This window comes from Streptomyces misionensis (genome assembly GCF_007896895.1).
GTDB lineage: Bacteria > Actinomycetota > Actinomycetes > Streptomycetales > Streptomycetaceae > Streptomyces > Streptomyces misionensis_A.
On record NZ_VOGW01000001.1, the window covers coordinates 1 to 17,986 of the forward strand.

General features: G+C 73.6%; 19 protein-coding genes. 10 read left to right on the top strand and 9 right to left on the bottom strand.

Annotated features, from left to right (window positions below):
* Positions 1-2 precede the first annotated feature (2 nt).
* From FRZ03_RS00005 to FRZ03_RS00015, 3 genes are read left to right on the top strand one after another with little or no spacing between them, the layout of a single operon-like run.
* Positions 3-722, top strand: a complete 720-nt coding sequence (locus FRZ03_RS00005; RefSeq protein ID WP_261398437.1) for an SDR family NAD(P)-dependent oxidoreductase — start codon at positions 3-5, stop codon at positions 720-722.
* Complete coding sequence (locus FRZ03_RS00010; RefSeq protein WP_146462913.1) at positions 719-2,395, top strand: class I adenylate-forming enzyme family protein; 1,677 nt, start codon at positions 719-721, stop codon at positions 2,393-2,395. Before FRZ03_RS00005 ends, FRZ03_RS00010 begins: the two co-directional genes overlap by 4 nt.
* 24 nt (positions 2,396-2,419) lie before the next feature.
* A complete protein-coding gene (locus tag FRZ03_RS00015) occupies positions 2,420-3,013 on the top strand; it encodes a TetR/AcrR family transcriptional regulator (RefSeq protein ID WP_146462914.1) in 594 nt (197 codons plus the stop codon).
* Here FRZ03_RS00015 and FRZ03_RS00020 read toward each other — a convergent pair.
* The 5 genes from FRZ03_RS00020 to FRZ03_RS00040 all read right to left on the bottom strand — a co-directional run bounded on the left by FRZ03_RS00020 (position 2,952) and on the right by FRZ03_RS00040 (position 7,194).
* Positions 2,952-3,194, bottom strand: coding sequence for a LysR substrate-binding domain-containing protein (locus tag FRZ03_RS00020; RefSeq protein ID WP_146462915.1), 243 nt, complete (start codon positions 3,192-3,194; stop codon positions 2,952-2,954). The genes FRZ03_RS00015 and FRZ03_RS00020 overlap by 62 nt on opposite strands.
* A gap of 157 nt (positions 3,195-3,351) precedes the next feature.
* Complete coding sequence (locus FRZ03_RS00025) at positions 3,352-4,566, bottom strand: acyl-CoA dehydrogenase (protein WP_146462916.1); 1,215 nt, start codon at positions 4,564-4,566, stop codon at positions 3,352-3,354.
* Between the two features lie 5 nt (positions 4,567-4,571).
* Complete coding sequence (locus FRZ03_RS00030) at positions 4,572-5,594, bottom strand: phosphotransferase family protein (protein WP_146462917.1); 1,023 nt, start codon at positions 5,592-5,594, stop codon at positions 4,572-4,574.
* Positions 5,595-5,741: 147 nt separating this feature from the next.
* Entirely contained in the window at positions 5,742-6,260 is a 519-nt protein-coding gene (locus FRZ03_RS00035) for an NUDIX hydrolase (protein ID WP_146462918.1), read from the bottom strand.
* A gap of 37 nt (positions 6,261-6,297) precedes the next feature.
* Positions 6,298-7,194 carry a DMT family transporter gene (locus FRZ03_RS00040; RefSeq protein WP_146462919.1) on the bottom strand — a complete coding sequence of 299 codons (897 nt, stop codon included), beginning with the start codon at positions 7,192-7,194 and terminating at the stop codon, positions 6,298-6,300.
* Between the two features lie 339 nt (positions 7,195-7,533).
* Between FRZ03_RS00040 and FRZ03_RS00045 the strand changes: the two genes are divergently transcribed.
* From FRZ03_RS00045 to FRZ03_RS00055, 3 genes are all read left to right on the top strand, one after another.
* A complete protein-coding gene (locus tag FRZ03_RS00045) occupies positions 7,534-8,514 on the top strand; it encodes a hypothetical protein (protein WP_146462920.1) in 981 nt (326 codons plus the stop codon).
* 90 nt (positions 8,515-8,604) lie between these two features.
* Positions 8,605-9,321, top strand: a complete 717-nt coding sequence (locus FRZ03_RS00050) for a molybdopterin-dependent oxidoreductase (RefSeq protein WP_146462921.1) — start codon at positions 8,605-8,607, stop codon at positions 9,319-9,321.
* A complete protein-coding gene (locus tag FRZ03_RS00055; protein WP_146462922.1) occupies positions 9,305-9,931 on the top strand; it encodes a cytochrome b/b6 domain-containing protein in 627 nt (208 codons plus the stop codon). Before FRZ03_RS00050 ends, FRZ03_RS00055 begins: the two co-directional genes overlap by 17 nt.
* A gap of 129 nt (positions 9,932-10,060) precedes the next feature.
* Here FRZ03_RS00055 and FRZ03_RS00060 read toward each other — a convergent pair whose 3' ends face one another.
* Complete coding sequence (locus FRZ03_RS00060; RefSeq protein ID WP_146462923.1) at positions 10,061-11,458, bottom strand: GntT/GntP/DsdX family permease; 1,398 nt, start codon at positions 11,456-11,458, stop codon at positions 10,061-10,063.
* A 35-nt stretch (positions 11,459-11,493) separates the two neighbouring features.
* Positions 11,494-12,012: a gluconokinase gene (locus FRZ03_RS00065; protein WP_146462924.1), complete on the bottom strand. Its 519-nt coding sequence runs from the start codon at positions 12,010-12,012 to the stop codon at positions 11,494-11,496.
* A gap of 140 nt (positions 12,013-12,152) precedes the next feature.
* Between FRZ03_RS00065 and FRZ03_RS00070 the strand changes: the two genes are divergently transcribed.
* Complete coding sequence (locus tag FRZ03_RS00070; RefSeq protein WP_146462925.1) at positions 12,153-12,854, top strand: FadR/GntR family transcriptional regulator; 702 nt, start codon at positions 12,153-12,155, stop codon at positions 12,852-12,854.
* Between the two features lie 22 nt (positions 12,855-12,876).
* On the opposite strand, the gene FRZ03_RS00075 is transcribed toward FRZ03_RS00070, so the two are convergent.
* On the bottom strand, positions 12,877-13,251 hold the full coding sequence (locus tag FRZ03_RS00075; RefSeq protein WP_146462926.1) for a YchJ family protein: 375 nt from the start codon (positions 13,249-13,251) through the stop codon (positions 12,877-12,879).
* Between the two features lie 120 nt (positions 13,252-13,371).
* Between FRZ03_RS00075 and FRZ03_RS00080 the strand changes: the two genes are divergently transcribed.
* Genes FRZ03_RS00080 through FRZ03_RS00090 form a run of 3 tightly spaced genes read left to right on the top strand, consistent with a single transcriptional unit; the run spans position 13,372 to position 16,092 of the window.
* Positions 13,372-13,686, top strand: a complete 315-nt coding sequence (locus FRZ03_RS00080) for a dsRBD fold-containing protein (protein ID WP_146462927.1) — start codon at positions 13,372-13,374, stop codon at positions 13,684-13,686.
* A gap of 11 nt (positions 13,687-13,697) precedes the next feature.
* The gene (locus FRZ03_RS00085; RefSeq protein ID WP_146462928.1) at positions 13,698-14,975 is read left to right on the top strand and encodes a phosphoribosyltransferase family protein; all 1,278 of its coding nucleotides are present in this window, start codon (positions 13,698-13,700) and stop codon (positions 14,973-14,975) included.
* A gap of 19 nt (positions 14,976-14,994) precedes the next feature.
* Positions 14,995-16,092 (top strand): CapA family protein, encoded by a 1,098-nt coding sequence (locus FRZ03_RS00090; RefSeq protein WP_146462929.1) that lies wholly within the window; start codon positions 14,995-14,997, stop codon positions 16,090-16,092.
* Between the two features lie 164 nt (positions 16,093-16,256).
* Here FRZ03_RS00090 and polX read toward each other — a convergent pair whose 3' ends face one another.
* Positions 16,257-17,981 carry a DNA polymerase/3'-5' exonuclease PolX gene (polX, locus tag FRZ03_RS00095; RefSeq protein ID WP_146462930.1) on the bottom strand — a complete coding sequence of 575 codons (1,725 nt, stop codon included), beginning with the start codon at positions 17,979-17,981 and terminating at the stop codon, positions 16,257-16,259.
* Positions 17,982-17,986 lie beyond the last annotated feature (5 nt).

Consider the following 17,986-nt stretch of genomic DNA (forward strand, 5'->3'; position numbering starts at 1 on the left):
GCATCGGGGCCGCCCTCGCCAGGCGGTTCGCCGCGGCGGGGGCACGGGTCGTGGTGAACGACCTGGACGCCGCGAAGGCGGCGGCGGTGGCCGGGGAGATCGGCGCGACCGCCGTGCCCGGCGACGCCTCCGAGATCGTCGAGGAGGCGCGGGACGCGCTCGGCGGGAGCGTCGACGTCTACTGCGCCAACGCCGGTGTCGCCTTCGCGGACGGCGACCTCGGCGGGCCGCTGGACGAGAAGTCCTGGGCGCTGACCTGGGACGTCAACGTGATGGCGCACGTCCGCGCGGCCCACGCGCTGCTGCCGCACTGGCTGGAGCGCGGCAGCGGACGGTTCGTCGCGACCGTGTCCGCCGCCGGGCTGCTCAGCATGGTCGGAGCCCCCTCGTACAGCGTCACCAAGCACGGCGCCTACGCCTTCGCCGAGTGGCTGTCGCTGACGTACCGCCACCGGGGCCTGAAGGTGCACGCGATCTGTCCCGAGGGCGTGCGCACCGACATGCTCGCCGCCAGCGGCAGCGCCGGCGAGGTGACGCTGGCGCCGACCGCGATCGAGCCCGAGGACGTGGCGGACGCGCTGTTCCAGGGCATCGAGGAGGACCGCTTCCTGATCCTGCCGCACGCGCAGACCGCCGAACGCTACCGGGCGCGCGGTGCGGACCCCGAGCGCTGGCTGGCCGGCATGAACCGCATCCAGCAGAAGGTGGAGGAGGTGTCGTGAGCGGGTCCCCCTACGAGTCCAAGCCCTGGCTGGCCCTCCTCGACGAGGCCCAGCGCGCCCCCGTCGACCCCGCCGACTCGCTGGTGCACGCCCTGCGCGCCGCGGCCGCCGAGGCGCCCGAGCGCACCTTCCTGAGCTACTTCGACGGCCGGCTGAGCCATCGCGAGGTGGACGAGCTGACCGACTCCGTCGCGGCCCGGCTCGCCGCGCGCGGCCTGGAACGCGGCGACCGGGTGGCCGTACTGCTCCAGAACTCGCCGCACTTCGTGCTGGCCGTGCTCGGCGCCTGGAAGGCGGGCGCGATCGTGGTGCCGGTCAACCCGATGTACAAGTCGGCCGAGGTCACCCATGTGCTGCGGGACGCCGAGGTGGCCGCGCTGGTCTGCTCGCAGCGGGCGTGGGAGTCGTACCTGAGGGAGACGGCCGCCGACTCGCCGGTGCGGATCGTGCTCACCGCGTGCGAGCGGGACTTCCAGACGCACGACGACGCCCGGGTGCTGTCCTTCGAGCGGCTGCCGCAGGCCCCCGACGCCGAGGACCTGACGGCCGCGGCCCGGCGGGGCGGACCGGCGCCCGAGGGCCGGGACCCGACACCCGACGACATCGCGCTGATCAGCTACACCTCCGGCACCAGCGGCACCCCCAAGGGCGCCACCAACACCCACCGCAACATCATGTACAACGCGGAACGGCAGCGGACCGGGCTCCGGCTCCCGCCGGGCCCCGTCTACTTCGCGCTCGCGCCGCTGTTCCACATCACCGGCATGGTCTGCCAGTTCGGCGCCTGTCTGAGCAGCGCGGGCACCCTCGTGCTCGCCTACCGGTTCGATCCCGGCGTCGTCCTGGAGGCGTTCGCCGAGCACCGCCCGCACTTCACGGTCGGCCCCTCCACCGCCTACATGGCGCTGGCCGCCCACCCCGACGCGGCCCCGGAGCACTTCTCCTCCTTCGCGCACCTCGGCTCGGGCGGCGCCCCGCTGCCGCCCGCGCTGGTCGAGCGGTTCCGGGAGCGGTTCGGGGCGTACATCCGCAACGGCTACGGCCTCACCGAGTGCACCGCCCCCTGCGCCTCCGTGCCGACCACCCTCGAGGCGCCGGTCGACCCCGTCTCCGGGACCCTCGCGGTCGGGCTGCCCGGCCCGGACACGGTGGTGCGGATCGTGGACGACCGGGGCGCGGAGGTGCCGTTCGGGGAGCAGGGCGAGATCGTGGTGCGCGGGCCCCAGGTGATCCCCGGCTACTGGCGGCGTCCGGACGCCACCGCCGAGACCTTCCCGGACGGCGAACTGCGCACCGGCGACATCGGGTTCATGGACCCGCAGGGCTGGCTCTACGTCGTGGACCGCAAGAAGGACATGATCAACGCGGCCGGGTTCAAGGTGTGGCCGCGCGAGGTCGAGGACGTCCTCTACACCCACCCGGCGGTGCGTGAGGCGGCCGTCGTGGGCGTGCCCGACGGCTACCGCGGGGAGACCGTCAAGGCGTACATCAGCCTGCGCCCGGGGGCCGGGACGGACCCGGACGAACTCGCCGCGTACTGCAAGGAGAGACTGGCCGCCTACAAGTATCCGCGCCAGGTGGAGATCCTGCCCGAGCTGCCCAAGACGGCGAGTGGGAAGATCCTCCGTCGGGAACTGCGTTCCCGAAGCGGCGGACCGCGCGAGAACAAGTGACATCACGGAAGGCAGGTGGCGGCAGTGCCCAGGACGACGGACGGCGACGGAGCCCCCGTTCCGCAGCGGCTCCTGGCCGCCGCCACCCGGCTCTTCGCGGAGCAGGGCTACGACCGCACCTCCGTGCAGGAGATCGTGGAGGCGGCCGGCGTCACCAAGGGGGCGCTGTACCACTACTTCGGCTCCAAGGACGACCTGCTGCACGAGATCTACGCGCGGATGCTGCGCGTCCAGCAGGAGCGGCTCGACCACTTCGCCGGCATGGACGCGCCCGTGGAGACGCGGCTGCGGGGGGCCGCGGCGGACGTCGTGGTGTCGACCATCGAGAACCTGGACGACGCCTCGATCTTCTTCCGCTCCATGCACCAGCTGAGCCCGGAGAAGTACAAGCAGGTACGGGCCGAGCGGCGGCGCTACCACGAACGCTTCCGCGCGCTCATCGAGGAGGGCCAGCGGGCGGGCGTCTTCTCCACCGCGACCCCGGCCGACCTGGTGGTGGACTACCACTTCGGTTCGGTCCACCACCTGTCCACCTGGTACCGCCCCGACGGCCCTCTCACCCCCCAGCAGGTCGCCGACCATCTGGCGGATCTGCTGCTGCGGGCGCTGCGCCCGTGAGATGACGGACGAGGGACCGGGCCGCCGGGTTCCCCGGCCGCGCCCCGCGCCCGGCCAGGACGACGGTACGGCCGGGCTCCGGCTGCCGTATGCGCACGCACGGCAGCCCCGCCCGCTCCCCCATGGCGCGGGGCACGAACGCCACCCCGATCCCGGCCCTGACCAGCTCGCAGAGAACCATCCATGAAAGCGACGGCTCCCGGCGAAACCATCTGTCGGACCGGTGGACGGCCCGCGCGCCACGCCGCACGCATGACACGCAGACCCTCACCGCGGTTCCGGTTCCGCTCCGTCCTCGTCGCCCTGCTGCGCGCCGACCACACCCGCTTCGGCGGCTACTAGAGGTACTTCTTCAGCTCCCGCCGCGCCAGCGACCGCTGGTGGACCTCGTCGGGGCCGTCCGCCAGCATCAGGGTGCGGGCGGCGGCGTAGATCTCGGCCAGCGGGAAGTCCTGGCTCACACCGCCCGCGCCGTGCAGCTGGATGGCGCGGTCCAGGATGGCGACCACCGCGCGCGGCGTGGCGATCTTGATGGCCTGGATCTCGGTGTGCGCGCCCCGGTTGCCGACGGTGTCCATCAGCCAGGCCGTCTTCAGCACCAGCAGCCGCAGCTGTTCGACCGTCACCCGGGCGTCGGCGATCCAGTTCTGCACCACGCCCTGCTGTGCCAGCGGCTTGCCGAACGCCGTGCGGGAGACGGCCCGGCGGCACATCAGCTCGATCGCCCGCTCGGCCATGCCGATCAGCCGCATGCAGTGGTGGATCCGGCCGGGGCCGAGCCGGGCCTGCGCGATGGCGAAGCCGCCGCCCTCCTCGCCGATCAGGTTGGTCACCGGCACCCGCGCCCGGTCGAAGACCACCTCGGCGTGGCCGCCGTGGAAGTGGTCCTCGTACCCGAACACCTGCATGGCCCGCCGGACGGTCACACCGGGAGTGTCGCGCGGTACCAGGACCATGGACTGCTGGCGGCGGATGTCCGCGCCGTCCGGGTCGGTCTTGCCCATCACGATGAAGATCTTGCAGTCCGGGTTCATCGCCCCGGAGATGTACCACTTGCGGCCGGTGATGACGTACTCGTCGCCGTCCCGCTCGATCCGGGTGGTGATGTTGGTGGCGTCCGAGGAGGCCACCTCCGGCTCGGTCATGGCGAACGCCGAGCGGATCTCGCCGGCCAGCAGCGGCTCCAGCCACTGCTTCTTCTGCCGCTCGTCGCCGAACTGCGCCAGCACCTCCATGTTCCCGGTGTCCGGCGCGGCGCAGTTGGTCACGGTGGGCGCCAGCTGCGGGGAGCGGCCGGTGATCTCGGCGAGCGGCGCGTACTGGAGGTTGGTCAGCCCCGCGCCGTACTCGGCGTCGGGCAGGAACAGGTTCCACAGGCCCTGCCGGCGGGCCTGTGCCTTCAGCTCCTCGACCACCGGCGGGGTGTCCCAGGGCGAGTCGAGCGCGGCCCGCTGCTCCTGGGCGACCGCCTCGGCCGGGTACACGTGCTCGTCCATGAACGCGAGCAGCCTGGCCCGCAGCTCCTCGGTGCGCGCGTCGAACGCGAAGTCCATGCCGGTCAGCCTTCCTGAAGAGTGGTCAGTCCGTGGTCGATGAGGACGGGCACGAGGTCGCCCATGCGGTCGAAACCGCGGCCGACCGTCTGGCCGAGGGTGTAGCGGTAGTGGATGCCCTCCACGATCACGGCGAGCTTGAAGAAGGCGAACGCCTCGTACCAGGAGACGGCCGAGACGTCCCGCCCGGAGCGGGCCGCGTACCGCTCGATCAGCTCCGCGGGGGCCGGGTGCCCCGGCGCCTCGGCGGTGGTGGCCACGGGCGAGTCGGGCACGTCCAGGCTGCGGCTGTACATCACCAGCAGACCGAGGTCGGTCAGCGGGTCGCCGAGCGTGGACATCTCCCAGTCGAGGATCGCGGTGATCCGGTCGCCGGCCCCGATCAGCACGTTGTCCAGGCGGTAGTCGCCGTGCACGACGGCGGGCGCGGGGGAGGCGGGGAGCCTGCGGCCCAGGGTGGCGTGCAGCTCGTCGATGCCCGGCAGATCGCGGTTGCGGGAGGCGTCCAGCTGCTTGCCCCAGCGGCGCAGCTGCCGGTCCAGATAGCCCTCGGGCCGCCCGAAGTCGCCGAGGCCCACCTCGGCGGGGTCCACGGCGTGCAGCTCGACCAGCGTGTCCACCAGGGACAGCACCGCGCTGCGCACCCGGCCCTCGCCCAGCGCGGCCAGCTGCCCGGAGGTGCGGTACGGGGTGCCCTCCACGAACTCCATCACGTAGAACGGCGCGCCCAGCACCTCCTCGTCCTCGCACAGCAGCACCGGGGCGGGCACCGGTACGGAGGTCGGGTGCAGCGCGCTGATCACGCGGTGCTCGCGCCTCATGTCGTGCGCCGTGGCCAGCACATGGCCGAGCGGGGGCCGGCGGACGACCCACCGCGAGGTGCCGTCGGTCAGCGCGTAGGTGAGGTTCGAGCGGCCGCCCTCGATCAGCCGTCCGCCGAGGGGGCCCCGCACCAGACCGGGGCGCTCGCGCTCCAGCAGGGCGCGCAGCCGGTCCAGGTCGAGTCCGGGCGGGTGGTCGGCGCTCATGTTCTCTCCTACGGACGGACGTACTGGACCCGACTCATGATGCCGACCGGTCGGTATGTCGTCCAGAGCGCGCGGCGAACATGGCGGGAAACGTGACCGGGGCCACGGCCGCGGCCGGACCCCGCCGGACCGCGGGGCCGCGCGGGATCAGCGGCCGGCGGCCCGGAACTCCGCCAGCCGCTCGTACGCCGCCAGCCCGTCCGGCACCCACTCCCACTCGCCGAGCCGCCGTTCGACCTCCTCGTCGGTGAGGAAGCCGTACCACTGCACCTCTTCCTTCTGCGGGTCGACCGGCAGTGCGCAGCGCACCTCGTACACCGCCGACCACCAGGACCGGCCGGCCCCGTCGTCGTAGAGGAACGTGAACAGGTGCGTCGGCCGGGGCAGCCCGCGGACCCCCAGCTCCTCCTCGGCCTCCCGCAGCGCCGCCTCGTCGTAGGACTCGCCCGCGCCCACCACCCCGCCGACGAACGGGTCGTACAGCGAGGGGAAGACCAGCTTGGTCGCCGTGCGCCGGTGGACGAACAGCCGCCCGGCCGCGTCCCTCGCCTGGATGAAGACGCAGCGGTGGCGCAGCCCCCGGGCGTACACCTCGCCGCGCGGCAACTGCCCGACGACCCGGTCGTGTTCGTCGACGATGTCGAGGATCTCGTCAGCAGGGTTCATGACCTCATCCAAACACGGGTGCGGTCACGGTGGCCGGTCAGCGGCGCTGGAGGTCGCGGGCCGGCGGCTCCGCCTCCGTCGCGCCGCACGGCATCGCCGGGTGCATCCCGAGCAGGACGATGCCCGCGACCACGGCCCCGAGCCCGGCCGCCTGCCAGGCCAGCGCCCCGGTGTCGGTGCGCAGCCGGTCGCCGAGGAAGCCCACCCCGCACAGGATGCCGGTGAGCGGTTCGGCCGCGGTGAGCGCGGGCAGCGACATCCGCAGCGGCGCCGTCTCGAAGGCGCTCTGCACCAGCACCAGTCCGGTGACCCCGCACGCGAACACCCCGTACGGCTGCCAGCTCGTGAACAGTTCCTCGAAGCCGCCGTCGGAGAAGAGGGTGCCGCTCACCCGGGTCAGCGCGTCCTGCACCCCGTAGAGCAGCCCGGCCGCCAGGGCCAGCAGCACCGGACCCCAGCTGAGCCGGGAGCGCTTGGCGTACATGGTGAGCGCCAGGGCCGCGCCCACCACCACGCCGATGATCAGCCAGTGCCGCAGCGGATCGGCGATGGCGGTGCCGGCGCGCGGTTCACCCGCCATGATGAACGCGCTGACCCCGCCCGCCAGCAGCAGCAGCCCGGCCCAACCCTGGCGGCCCAGCGGCTGTTTGGTCTGGTGGCGCGAGAGCGCGAGCGCGAACAGCAGATTGGTGGCCAGCAGCGGTTCCACCAGGGAGATCTCGCCCTTGCCGAGGGCGACCGCGCCCAGCACCATGCCGGCCACCATCAGCCCGAGCCCGCCCAGCCAGCGTGGCACCCGCATCAGGTCCAGCAGCAGCCGGAACGACAGGAAGTCGCTCAGCGGCGCCTGCTGCGCGGCGTTCTGCTGGAGCACGAAGCCGAGGCCCAGACAGCAGGCCGCGCTCACGGCGAGGAGGAGAACCAGAACGGACACGCTGCGTACCTCGATCATCCGGCCGGACCACGGACGCGTAGGGGCCGACTGTAGCGCTCCCGGGGCGGCATTGCCCCGGAAGGACCCGGAAACGGGCGGTTGCCCGCCATCGTCGGCGCCCCGGACGCGGGGCGCCATGGCGTACGCCACAGCGGCACGCCCGGAGTTCGCCCGGAGTGCGGCCGCCCGACGACGCCCTCGGGGCATATACCCCAATTTCCTTGGCCCGCACGGTAGTTGAACCCATCAACAGGCGCGTTCCGCTTGACGCAAACCTTGGCCTGCGGGTTTGCTGTCCGTGATCGGCCGATGGCAGCCCGAGAAACAGGAAGCCCCGCGGTGTCACCACTCCCGCCCCTGCTCGTCGCCCGCCGGGTCCGCACGGACCGTCCGGGACCCGCCGCCCCGGCCGCCCCCGGCGCCTACGACGACGCCCTCGACGACCCCGAACTGCGCGCCGCACGCGCCGCGTTGGTCCAGGGCCGCAGACAGGCCGCCCGCTCCCTGCTGCTGCACACCGGCGACGACTGGGACCGCCGCGGCCACCGGCTGACCGTGCTCGCCCGGGAGCCGTACGCCGCCGCCTGGGCCTGGGACTGGCTCCGGACCGAACCCGCCGACGCCGACGCCGCCGCCCTGCTCGCCCTCGCCCGGGTGCGGCTCGCCCTGCGCGGCCGGGAGGACCCCGGCCGGGCCCGCGAGACCTGTGCGAAGGCCGCCGCGCTCGCCCCCGGCGACCCCACCCCCTGGCTCGGCCTGCTCCGGCTGGCCCGCACCCAGGGCGCGGAAGGCGAGGTGCTGGACGCCTTCGCCGAGGTGCGCCGCCGCCACCCCGAGCACCACCACGCCCACCACCTCCTCGTCGCCCGCCTCGCCGAGCGGCCCTCGGGCGGCCGGGTCGAGTCCCACGAGGTGTACGACTTCGCCGAGGCGGCCGCCGGTGCGGCCCCCGCCGACTCCCCGCTGGCCGTCCTGCCGGTCGTCGCCCTCGCCGAGCGGTACCGGGTGCTCGCCGCCACCGGGCTCGCCCCGGCCGACCCCGCCGCCTCCGGGCACTGGACCGGGCCGCGCGCCCGGCGCATCCTGCGGGCCGGCTTCGACTGGTGGCTGGAGTGGGAGCACGACGAGCACCCCCGCCGGCACATCGACCTCAACCACCTCGCGTTCGCCCTGTCCGCGGCGGGCCGCCCGGCCGAGGCCGCCGTCCTGTTCCGGCGCATCGGCCCGCACGCCACCCGGGCCCCCTGGTGCTACCCGCACCGCGATCCGTGGGCCGCCTTCCGCGCCGCCCGCGCCCACGCCCTGCCCGTGCCGGTCTGAGCGCTGCGCGGGGGGCCCGAGTCCTTACGAAACCCTGACCAACGGCGGGACTCCCTGGTCAGACGCCGTCCCCGGTGCTCGAATGAAGGGGTGAACCCGGAATCCCCCGAGGAGCGGAACGGCACCCCCGTCGGCCGCCGCGTCTTCCTCGGCACCCTCGGCCTGGGCGCCCTCGGCGTGCTCACGGCGCCCGCCCTGCAACGCGGCCTGGAGTCCCTCGCCGGCAAGGACCCCACGGGCCTGAGCGGTCTGCTCCCCAACGGCGGCGGCTTCCGCTACTACTCCGTCGCCGCCTCCGTGCCGGACAAGAACGCCACGGACTACCGCCTGACCATCGGCGGCCTGGTCGACCACCCCCGCGCCTACACCCTCGCCGACCTGCGTGCCCTGCCGCAGACCCGGCTGGTCAGGGACGTCCAGTGCGTCACCGGCTGGCGGGTGCCCGGCACCCCCTTCGAGGGCGTGCGACTCGCCGACCTGCTGGACGCGGCGGGGGTCCGCCCGACCGCCAGGGCCCTGCGCTTCACCTGCTTCGACGGCACCTACACCGAGAGCCTCACCCTCGCCCAGGCCCGCCGCCCGGACGTGCTGGTCGCCCTGCGCATGCAGGACAAGGACATCGGCCACGACCACGGCGGCCCCGTCCGCCTCTACGTCGCCCCCATGTACTTCTACAAGTCGGCCAAGTGGCTCTCCGGCATCACCGTCACCGACCGGGTGCGGCCCGGCTACTGGGAGAACCTGGGCTACGACGTGGACGCCTGGGTCGGCCGCTCCAACGGACGCACCGATGAACCCACCGGCTGACGCCCCGGCGCGCCCGTCCGTCCGGCTGCCCCGCTTCAGCCGGGCCGAACGCTGGGTGCACCGGACCACGGCCGCGCTGATGGGGGTATGCGTGCTGACCGCGGCCGTGCTCTACATCCCCCAGCTCGCCGTGCTGGTCGGCCGCCGGGAACTGGTGGTGCGCGTCCACGAGTGCGCCGGGCTCGCGCTGCCGGTCCCGGTCCTGGTGGGCCTGGCCTTCCGGGCCTTCCGCGCCGACCTGCGGCTGCTGAACCGGTTCGGCCCGCACGACCGGCTCTGGCTGTGGGCCGCCGCGCGCCGCGACCGGCGGCACGGCGCGCGCCCGGCGGGCAAGTTCAACGCCGGGCAGAAGATCTACGCGGCCTGGATCGCCGGTGCCGCCCTGGTGATGCTCGGCACCGGCCTGGCGATGTGGTTCACCCATCTCGCCCCGCTCGTCTGGCGCACCGCCGCCACCTTCGTCCACGACTGGCTGGCCCTCGCCATCGCCGTCGTCCTCGCGGGCCACATCGGCATGGCCCTGGGCGACCCGGAGGCGCGGCGGGGCCTGCGCACGGGGACGGTGAGCGGGGAGTGGGCGAAACGGGAGCACCCCCTGTGGCGCCCGTGAACGGGACCGCCCCCTCGCCGACCGCGCAGGTCGGCGAGGGGGCGGGAAACCACCGTCGAGGGCCGAAGACACCAGGGTCTTTCGTCTGGATCAGGCCCCGCGAACCCGGCCTGATCCGAACGAGAGGCCCTAGACGACCAGTGACAGCAGCAGGATCAGCGCGCCGCCGACCACCGACAGGATCGTCTCCATGATCGACCAGGTCTTGACGGTCTGCCCGACGCTGAGCCCGAAGTACTCCTTCACCAGCCAGAAGCCGGCGTCGTTGACGAAGCTGAAGAAGAGCGAGCCGGCACCGATCGCCAGCACCAGCAGGGCCGTGTGCGTGGTCGACATGTCGGCCGCGAGCGGCGCGACCAGACCGGCCGCCGACACCGTCGCCACCGTCGCCGAGCCGGTCGCCAGCCGGATCACCACGGCGATCAGCCAGGCCAGCAGCACCGCCGGGATCGACCAGTTCTTCGAGACGTCCAGGATCATCTGGCCGACACCGCAGTCGATCAGCGTCTGCTTGAAGCCGCCGCCCGCGCCCACGATCAGCAGGATGCCCGCGATCGGCATCAGGCCCTTCTCCACCGTCGCCTGGAGCCGCTCCTTGCTGAACCCGGCGGGCCGGCCCAGCGTGAAGAAGCCGACGATCACGGCGGCGAGCAGGGCGATCAGCGGGGCGCCGATCACGTCGAAGGCGCGCTGGGTGGTGTTGGCGGGGTCGTCGATGATGATGTCGACCAGCGCCTTGACCAGCATCAGCGCCACCGGCAGCAGGATGGTGACCAGCGTGGCGACGAAGCTCGGACGGCGCTTCAGCTCATCGGAGGGGCGCTGCGGCAGCATCCGGTCCGGCGGCGGGACGTCCACCCAGCGGGCCGCGACCTTCGAGAACAGCGGACCGCCGACGATCACGGTCGGAATGGCCACCAGGATGCCGAACGCCAGCGTCACGCCCAGGTTGGCGTGCAGCGAGGAGATCGCGACCAGCGGGCCGGGGTGCGGCGGGATCAGGCCGTGCATCACGGACAGGCCGGCGAGCGCCGGGATGCCGATGCGCATCAGGGAGTAGTTGCCGCGCTTGGCGACCATCAGCACCACGGGGATCAGCAGCACGATGCCGACCTCGAAGAAGATCGGCAGTCCGATCACGGAGGCGATGAGCACCATCGCCCACGGCATCGCCCGGCCGCCGGCCTTGGCGAGGATCGTGTCCACGACCTGGTCCGCGCCGCCGGAGTCGGTGAGCAGCTTGCCGAGGGTCGCGCCCAGCGCGATCAGCACGCCCGTGCTCGCGACCGTGGAGCCGAGCCCGGTGGTGAAACTGGTGAGCACCTTGTCGAGCGGCGCTCCCGCGGCCGCTCCGAGCGCCAGCGACCCGATGGTCAGCGCCAGGAAGGCATGCAGCTTGAACTTGGTGATGAGCAGGACGATCACCACGATGCCCACCAGGGCGGCTATGCCCAACTGGGCGTGCCCGGCGGAGGTGATCGGCGGAGGGGCGTCCGCTGCCAGCATCTCGACGCTGAGTCTGGTCACGGGGGTTCCTTGCGGTTACAGGGTTGGGGGAGGGGTTACGCGGATGCGGTGGACAGCCCGGCCAGCGCCTGGACGGCGCGCTCGGCGATCTCCTGGGGATCTCCGCTGACGTCCACGGCGACACCCGCCTCGTCCGGTCCCAGGGGCTCCAGCGTGGCGAACTGGGAGTCCAGCAGCGCGGTCGGCATGAAGTGCCCCTGACGCTGCCTCATCCGTTCTTCGATCAGCTTCCGGTCGCCCGCGAGGTGCACGAACACCACGCCGGGCGCCACGGCCCGCAGCCGGTCGCGGTACGACCGCTTCAGCGCCGAGCTGCTGACCACCCCGCCGAGACCGGCCCGTCCGTGCGCCCAGCGGCCGATGGCGTCCAGCCAGGGCCAGCGGTCGGCGTCCTCGAGCGGGATCCCGGCCGACATCTTGTCGATGTTGGCCTGCGGGTGGAAGTCGTCGCCCTCGGCGTACGGGACGCCCAGCCGCGCGGCGAGCAGAGGACCGATCGTGGTCTTGCCCGTCCCCGCGACGCCCATCACGACGACGACCTGGGGGGTTCGCATTACTGCCTCGCTGTCTTCCTCGACATCCGACGCCACGGCGGCGTCGCCACACTGAAACCCATTAGGTACGACGAATTCAAGAGACTGTGACATATAAGTCTGACTTTTTGTTCCCGTGACCTACGCCGTACGCTGAGTGCATGAGCACACCGGGCCGGGGGCTGCACGGCCGCGTACTGGACACCCTCGGCCCCGCGATCACCGCGGGCGAGTACCCGCCGGGCAGCATCCTGCGCACCGATGAACTCGCCCAGCACTTCGAGGTGTCACGCTCCGTGATGCGCGAGGCGGTGCGGGTGCTGGAGTCCATGCACCTGGTCGAGTCCCGCCGCCGGGTGGGCGTCACCGTCCGGCCGCGCTGCGAGTGGAACGTCTACGACCCGCAGGTCATCCGCTGGCGGCTGGCCGGCGCCGACCGCCCCCACCAGCTGCGCTCGCTCACCGTGCTGCGCTCCGCGATCGAACCGGTCGCGGCCGGGCTCACGGCCAGGCTCGCCACCGCCGAACAGTGCGCCGAACTCACCGAGTGCGCACTGGGCATGGTCGCCCACTCACGCGGCCACCGGCTGCGCGAGTACCTGTTCCACGACGTCGCCTTCCACCGCGTCATCCTCAGCGCCTCGGGCAACGAGATGTTCGCCCGCCTCGGCGACGTCGTCGCGGAGGTGCTCACCGGCCGCACCCGCCACGAGGTCATGTTCGAGGACCCCGACCCGGCGGCCGTCACCCTGCACGTCCAGGTGGCCGAGGCGGTCCGCGCCCGCGACGCGGTCCGCGCCGAGGAACTCACCCGGCAGATCACCGTGGGCGCCCTCCAGGAACTGGACATCCTGGCGCCCTGACCGGGGTGCGGGGCCCGGGCCCTCAGTCGAGGAAGTCGCCGTCCACGTACACCCACGCCCCGGCCACCCGCTCGAAGCGGCTGCGCTCGTGCAGCCGGCCGCCCCGGTAGGAGGCGCGGAAGGTCACCGTGCCGGTGGTGTGGAACGCGGACCCGCCGTCGGCGTCCAGGATCTCCAGGCCGGTCCACCGCATCCGCGGATCGAGGTCCAGCCGCTCCGGCCGGGTCCGCGGATGCCAGGTGCGCAGCAGATAGCCCGCGTCCCCCTTGACGAACGCGCAGTACCGCGACCGCATCAGCAGCTCGGCGGTCGGCGCGCTCGCGGCCCCCGAGTGGAAACGGCCGCAACAGGCGTCGTAGGACTGCGGAAGTCCGCAGGGGCAGGTGCGCGTGCTCATGGGCCCCATTGTGCCGAAGGCCGGGGAGGCGCCCGCCGCCGGGCGGGTGCACAGTGGAAGTGCCGGCCCCACGCGCCCCGGGGCCGGGCCGCGAGGAGGCGCGAGGAGGAGGGACGGACGATGACCCGACCCGTGAGCGGCCACCATCCTCCGGCCGTCAAGGAGTGGCGGCTGAGCCTGTACCTGTCCGAGCACGACCCGGACACCACGGCCCGGATCGTCCTCGACACCGGGGACAGCGTCCTGGAGAGCCACGCGGAGGCCCGCCGCAGCCCCGACGACCACGACGTCCCCGAGATCGGCGACGAACTCGCCGCCGGACGCGCCCTGATCGCCATGGGCCGGCTGCTGGTGCGCGCCGCCAACGGCGACATGCGGGCGCTGGGCGCGGCCGAGGAGGAGAGTCCCGTGCCGCTGTGGCTCACCCGGGAGTGACGGAGCCCGCCGTGCGGTTCCCCGACCGGCCGGAGGCGGGGCGGCGGCTCGGCCGCCGCCTGGAGTACCTGCGCGGCCAGGACGTGGTGGTGCTCGGGCTGCCGCGCGGGGGAGTGCCGGTCGCCGCCGCCGTCGCCGAGGCCCTGGACGCGCCGCTGGACGTCTGCCTCGTCCGCAAACTCGGCGTGCCCTACCAGCCGGAGCTGGCCATGGGCGCGATCGGCGAGGACGGCGTACGCGTGCTCAACCCGGACGTGCTGCGCGGCACCGGGGTGAGCGACGAGGAACTCGCCCGGGTCGAGGAGCGCGAGCGCCGGGTGCTCGCCGAGCGGGCCGCACGCTACCGGGGCGAGGGCCCCTCCGCGTCCGTCGCCGGCCGGACCGCCGTGGTGGTGGACGACGGGGTCGCCACCGGCTCCACCGCCCGCGTCGCCTGCCGGGTCGCCCGCGCCCGGGGCGCCGCCCGCATCGTGCTCGCCGTCCCCGTCGCCCCCCGCGACTTCGCCCGGCGCCTCGGCGGGGACGCCGACGAACTGGTCTGTCTGGAGACCCCCTGGGACTTCGCCGCCGTCGGCCAGTTCTACGACGACTTCTCCCAGACCGAGGACGAGGAGGTCACCGCCTGCCTGCGCCGCCACCGGCACGGCGCGCCGGTCGGCCGCGAGGTGACGGTGCCCGCGGACGGCGTCCGGCTGGCCGGCCGGCTCACCGTGCCCGACGGCGCGACCGGCGTGGTCGCCTTCGCCCACGGCAGCGGCAGCAGCCGCCACAGCCCGCGCAACCGGTACGTCGCCGAGGGCCTGCACCGCGCGGGGCTCGGCACCCTGCTGTTCGACCTGCTCACCGACGCCGAGGAGCGCGACCGGGACAACGTGTTCGACATCCCCCTGCTGGCCGGCCGGCTGCTGGCCGCCACCCACTGGCTGCGCGCCGAACCCGCCGTGGAGGGCCTCGCCGTCGGCTACTTCGGCGCCAGCACCGGCGCGGCCGCCGCCCTGTGGGCCGCCGTCGAGGGACGCCCCGCCGCCGTCGTCTCCCGGGGCGGCCGGCCCGACCTCGCCGGACCCCGGCTCCCCGAGGTCACCGCGCCCACCCTGCTGATCGTCGGCGGCGCCGACGCGCTGGTCCTCGACCTCAACCGCGACGCGCGGACCCGGCTGCGGTGCGAGAACCGGCTGGCGACCGTCCCCGGCGCCACCCACCTCTTCGAGGAGCCCGGAACCCTGGACCGGGTGACCGAACTGGCCCGCGACTGGTTCACCGACCACATGGCACCCGCGCACGTCTGACCACGCCCGGGGGCGGCCCATGCCCGAGGGAACCGTCACCATCGCCCTCGCCGGTGACGTCATGCTCGGCCGGGGAGTCGACCAGATCCTCCCGCACCCCGGCGACCCGGCCCTGCGCGAGGACTTCGTCCACGACGCCCGCGAGTACGTCGCCCTCGCCGAGGCCGCAAGCGGGCCCGTCCCCCGCCCGGTGGACGCCGCCTGGCCCTGGGGCGAGGCGCTGCCCGTGCTGGAGCGGGCCGCGCCGGACGTGCGCGTGCTCAACCTGGAGACCGCCGTCACCGCGGACGGCGACTTCGCCCCCGGCAAGGCCGTCCACTACCGGATGCACCCCGCCAACCTGCCCTGCCTCACCGCCGCCCGCCCCGACGTCTGCGCCCTCGCCAACAACCACGTCCTCGACTTCGGCCGGCGCGGCCTCATCCAGACGCTGACCGCCCTGACGGCGGCGGGCCTGCGCACGGCCGGCGCGGGCCGCGACACCGACGCGGCCCGCCGCCCGGCCACCGTCCCGCTGCGCACGGGCGGCCGGGCCCTGGTCTTCTCCCGCGGCCTGCCCTCCAGTGGCATCCCCCACGACTGGGCCGCCACCGCCGGACGACCGGGGGTCGCCCTGCTCACCGAGGACGGGCTGCGGGACCTCGCCGACCGGGTGCGCCGGCTGCGCCGCCCCGGCGACCTGGTCGTCGTCTCCGTCCACTGGGGCCCCAACTGGGGCTACGCCGTCTCCCCCGCCGAGAGGCGCCTCGCCCACGCGCTCGTCGACGCGGGCGCCGACATCGTCCACGGACACTCCTCCCACCACCCGCGCCCCCTGGAGATCCACCGCGGCCGACTCGTCCTCTACGGCTGCGGCGACCTCGTGGACGACTACGAGGGCATCGGCGGCTACGAGCGCTACCGCGACGACCTCCGGCTGCTCCACCTGGCCTCGCTCGACGCCGCCACCGGCCACCTGACCGGCCTGCGGCTCGTGCCCTTCCAGGCCCGCCGGATGCGTCTGGAGACCGCCTCCGCCGAGGACACCACCTGGCTGTGCGCCACCCTCGCCCCCCGCGCCCGGGGCGCGCGCGTCGAGGAGACGGCCGACGGCACCCTCGCCGTACGGGCCCTCTAGTGCTGTGGCTGGGAGGGTTTGCCGGGAAGCTCGCGGCGTCCGGTGCGGTGCATCGCAAGGCGGAGCATCACCCGCGTACCGGATGGATGTACTCGGGGGATGCGACAACGCGGCGAGGTGCCGTGCCGGGCGTCGCGAGCCGGTGAACCCTTCCGGTCGCAGCACTAGCGCCCGCCCTTGCGCAGGAACCGGCGCAACCGGGTCAGCGGCCAGGTGTTGATCACCTCGTCCGGGGTCAGCCAGCCCCGCTGGGCGGTGCCGATGCCGTACCGCAGCTGCGCCAGATGCGGCACCGAGTGCGCGTCGGTGTTCACCGCGAACCGCACCCCGTGCGCCCGCGCCCGCAGGATGTCCTCGTCGCACAGGTCGAGCCGGTCCGGCTGCGCGTTCACCTCCAGCGCCGTGCCGGTGCGCGCGCAGACCGCGAACACCTCGTCCCAGTCCGCGTCCACCCCCGGCCGCCGGCCGATCAGCCGGGTGGTGGGATGCCCCAGGACGCTGACGTACGGGTTCTCACAGGCCCGCACCAGCCGCCGGGTCATCGCCGCGCGGCCCAGGTCGAAGTGCGAGTGCAGCGAGGCCACGCACAGATCGAAACCGGCCAGGAACTCGTCGGGCCAGTCCACCTCGCCCTCCGGCCCGATGTTCAGCTCCGTGCCGTGCAGCAGCCGCATCCGGCGATGCCTGCCGTCCAGCTCCCGCAGCCGCGCCCGCTGGGCGAGGATCTTCTCGTCGGTCATCCGCTGCATGTACAGGTCCGGCGCGTGATCGGTCACCGCGTAGTACGCGTACCCGCGCCCCGCGGCCGCCTCCACCATCGCCTCCAGCGACGCCAGCCCGTCGGTGAGATCGGTGTGGGTGTGCAGATCACCGCGGACGTCCCGCTCCGTCACCACCTCGGGCAGCTCCCCGCGCAGGGCCGCCTCGATCTCCCCGCGGTCCTCGCGCAGCGTCGGCTCGATCCACGGCAGCCCCAGCCGCGCGTACACCTCCTCCTCGGTGCGCGAGGCCACCGACTCCCCGCTCTCCGAGTCGAACACGCCGTACTCCGACAGCTTCAGCCCCCGGTGCACCGCGATGGTCCGGGTACGGATGTTGTGCGCCTTGGACCCCGTGAAGTACTGCAACCCCGCGCCCCACGACTTGGGCGGCAGCACCCGCAGATCCACCTGGAGCCCCTTGCCGGTGCGCACCGACGTCTTCTTCGTGCCCCGCGCGATCACCTCGGCGGTGCCCGGCAGCTCGCACAGCGCCTCCATGAACGGCCCCGACCTCGCCGCCGCCACCAGGACGTCCAGGTCCCCGACCGTCTCCCGCATCCGCCGCAGCGACCCCGCGTAGGCACACCGCCGGCAGCCGGCCACCCCGGACAGCGCGGCGATGATCTCCTCGGCGGTGTCCAGCGCGAGCGGCAACGGCACCCGCGCCCCCGCCTGCTGCAACAACTCGATGCCGTGCCGGATGTTGTCCTGCGTCTTCTCCCCGAACCCCTTGAGATCGGCCAGCGCGTCCGACTCGATCGCGGCGGCCAGCTCGTTCACCGACGAGATGTGCAGGTCCTCGTAGAGCCGCAGGGCCTTCTTGGGACCGAGGGTCGGGATGGTGATCAGCTCCCGCACCCCGGCCGGGATCCTGGCCCGCCGCTCCTCGACCACGGCCATCTTCCCCGTGCGCAGGTACTCGGCCACCTTGTCCGCGATCGACCGCCCCACGTTCGGGATCTCCCGCAGCCCGTCCTCGTCCAGCGTGGAGACATCGGCCGGATACCCGCCGACGGCCCGCGCCGCCTTCTCGTAGGCGCGCGCCTTGAACGCGTCGCCTCCGGTGATCGCGATGAGGTCCGCGTACTCCCGCAGCAGCGCCTCGACCTCGTCATTGGCCCGGGCCACCCATC

What these genes read in the sequence shown, in the direction of transcription:
- FRZ03_RS00020 (WP_146462915.1), bottom strand. Translation starts at nt 3,194, where the DNA reads ATGGTTCTCTGCGAGCTGGTCAGGGCCGGGATCGGGGTGGCGTTCGTG.
- FRZ03_RS00025 (WP_146462916.1), bottom strand. Translation starts at nt 4,566, where the DNA reads ATGGACTTCGCGTTCGACGCGCGCACCGAGGAGCTGCGGGCCAGGCTG.
- FRZ03_RS00030 (WP_146462917.1), bottom strand. Translation starts at nt 5,594, where the DNA reads ATGAGCGCCGACCACCCGCCCGGACTCGACCTGGACCGGCTGCGCGCC.
- FRZ03_RS00035 (WP_146462918.1), bottom strand. Translation starts at nt 6,260, where the DNA reads ATGAACCCTGCTGACGAGATCCTCGACATCGTCGACGAACACGACCGG.
- FRZ03_RS00055 (WP_146462922.1), top strand. Translation starts at nt 9,305, where the DNA reads ATGAACCCACCGGCTGACGCCCCGGCGCGCCCGTCCGTCCGGCTGCCC.
- FRZ03_RS00065 (WP_146462924.1), bottom strand. Translation starts at nt 12,012, where the DNA reads ATGCGAACCCCCCAGGTCGTCGTCGTGATGGGCGTCGCGGGGACGGGC.
- FRZ03_RS00070 (WP_146462925.1), top strand. Translation starts at nt 12,153, where the DNA reads ATGAGCACACCGGGCCGGGGGCTGCACGGCCGCGTACTGGACACCCTC.
- FRZ03_RS00075 (WP_146462926.1), bottom strand. Translation starts at nt 13,251, where the DNA reads ATGAGCACGCGCACCTGCCCCTGCGGACTTCCGCAGTCCTACGACGCC.
- FRZ03_RS00080 (WP_146462927.1), top strand. Translation starts at nt 13,372, where the DNA reads ATGACCCGACCCGTGAGCGGCCACCATCCTCCGGCCGTCAAGGAGTGG.
- FRZ03_RS00090 (WP_146462929.1), top strand. Translation starts at nt 14,995, where the DNA reads ATGCCCGAGGGAACCGTCACCATCGCCCTCGCCGGTGACGTCATGCTC.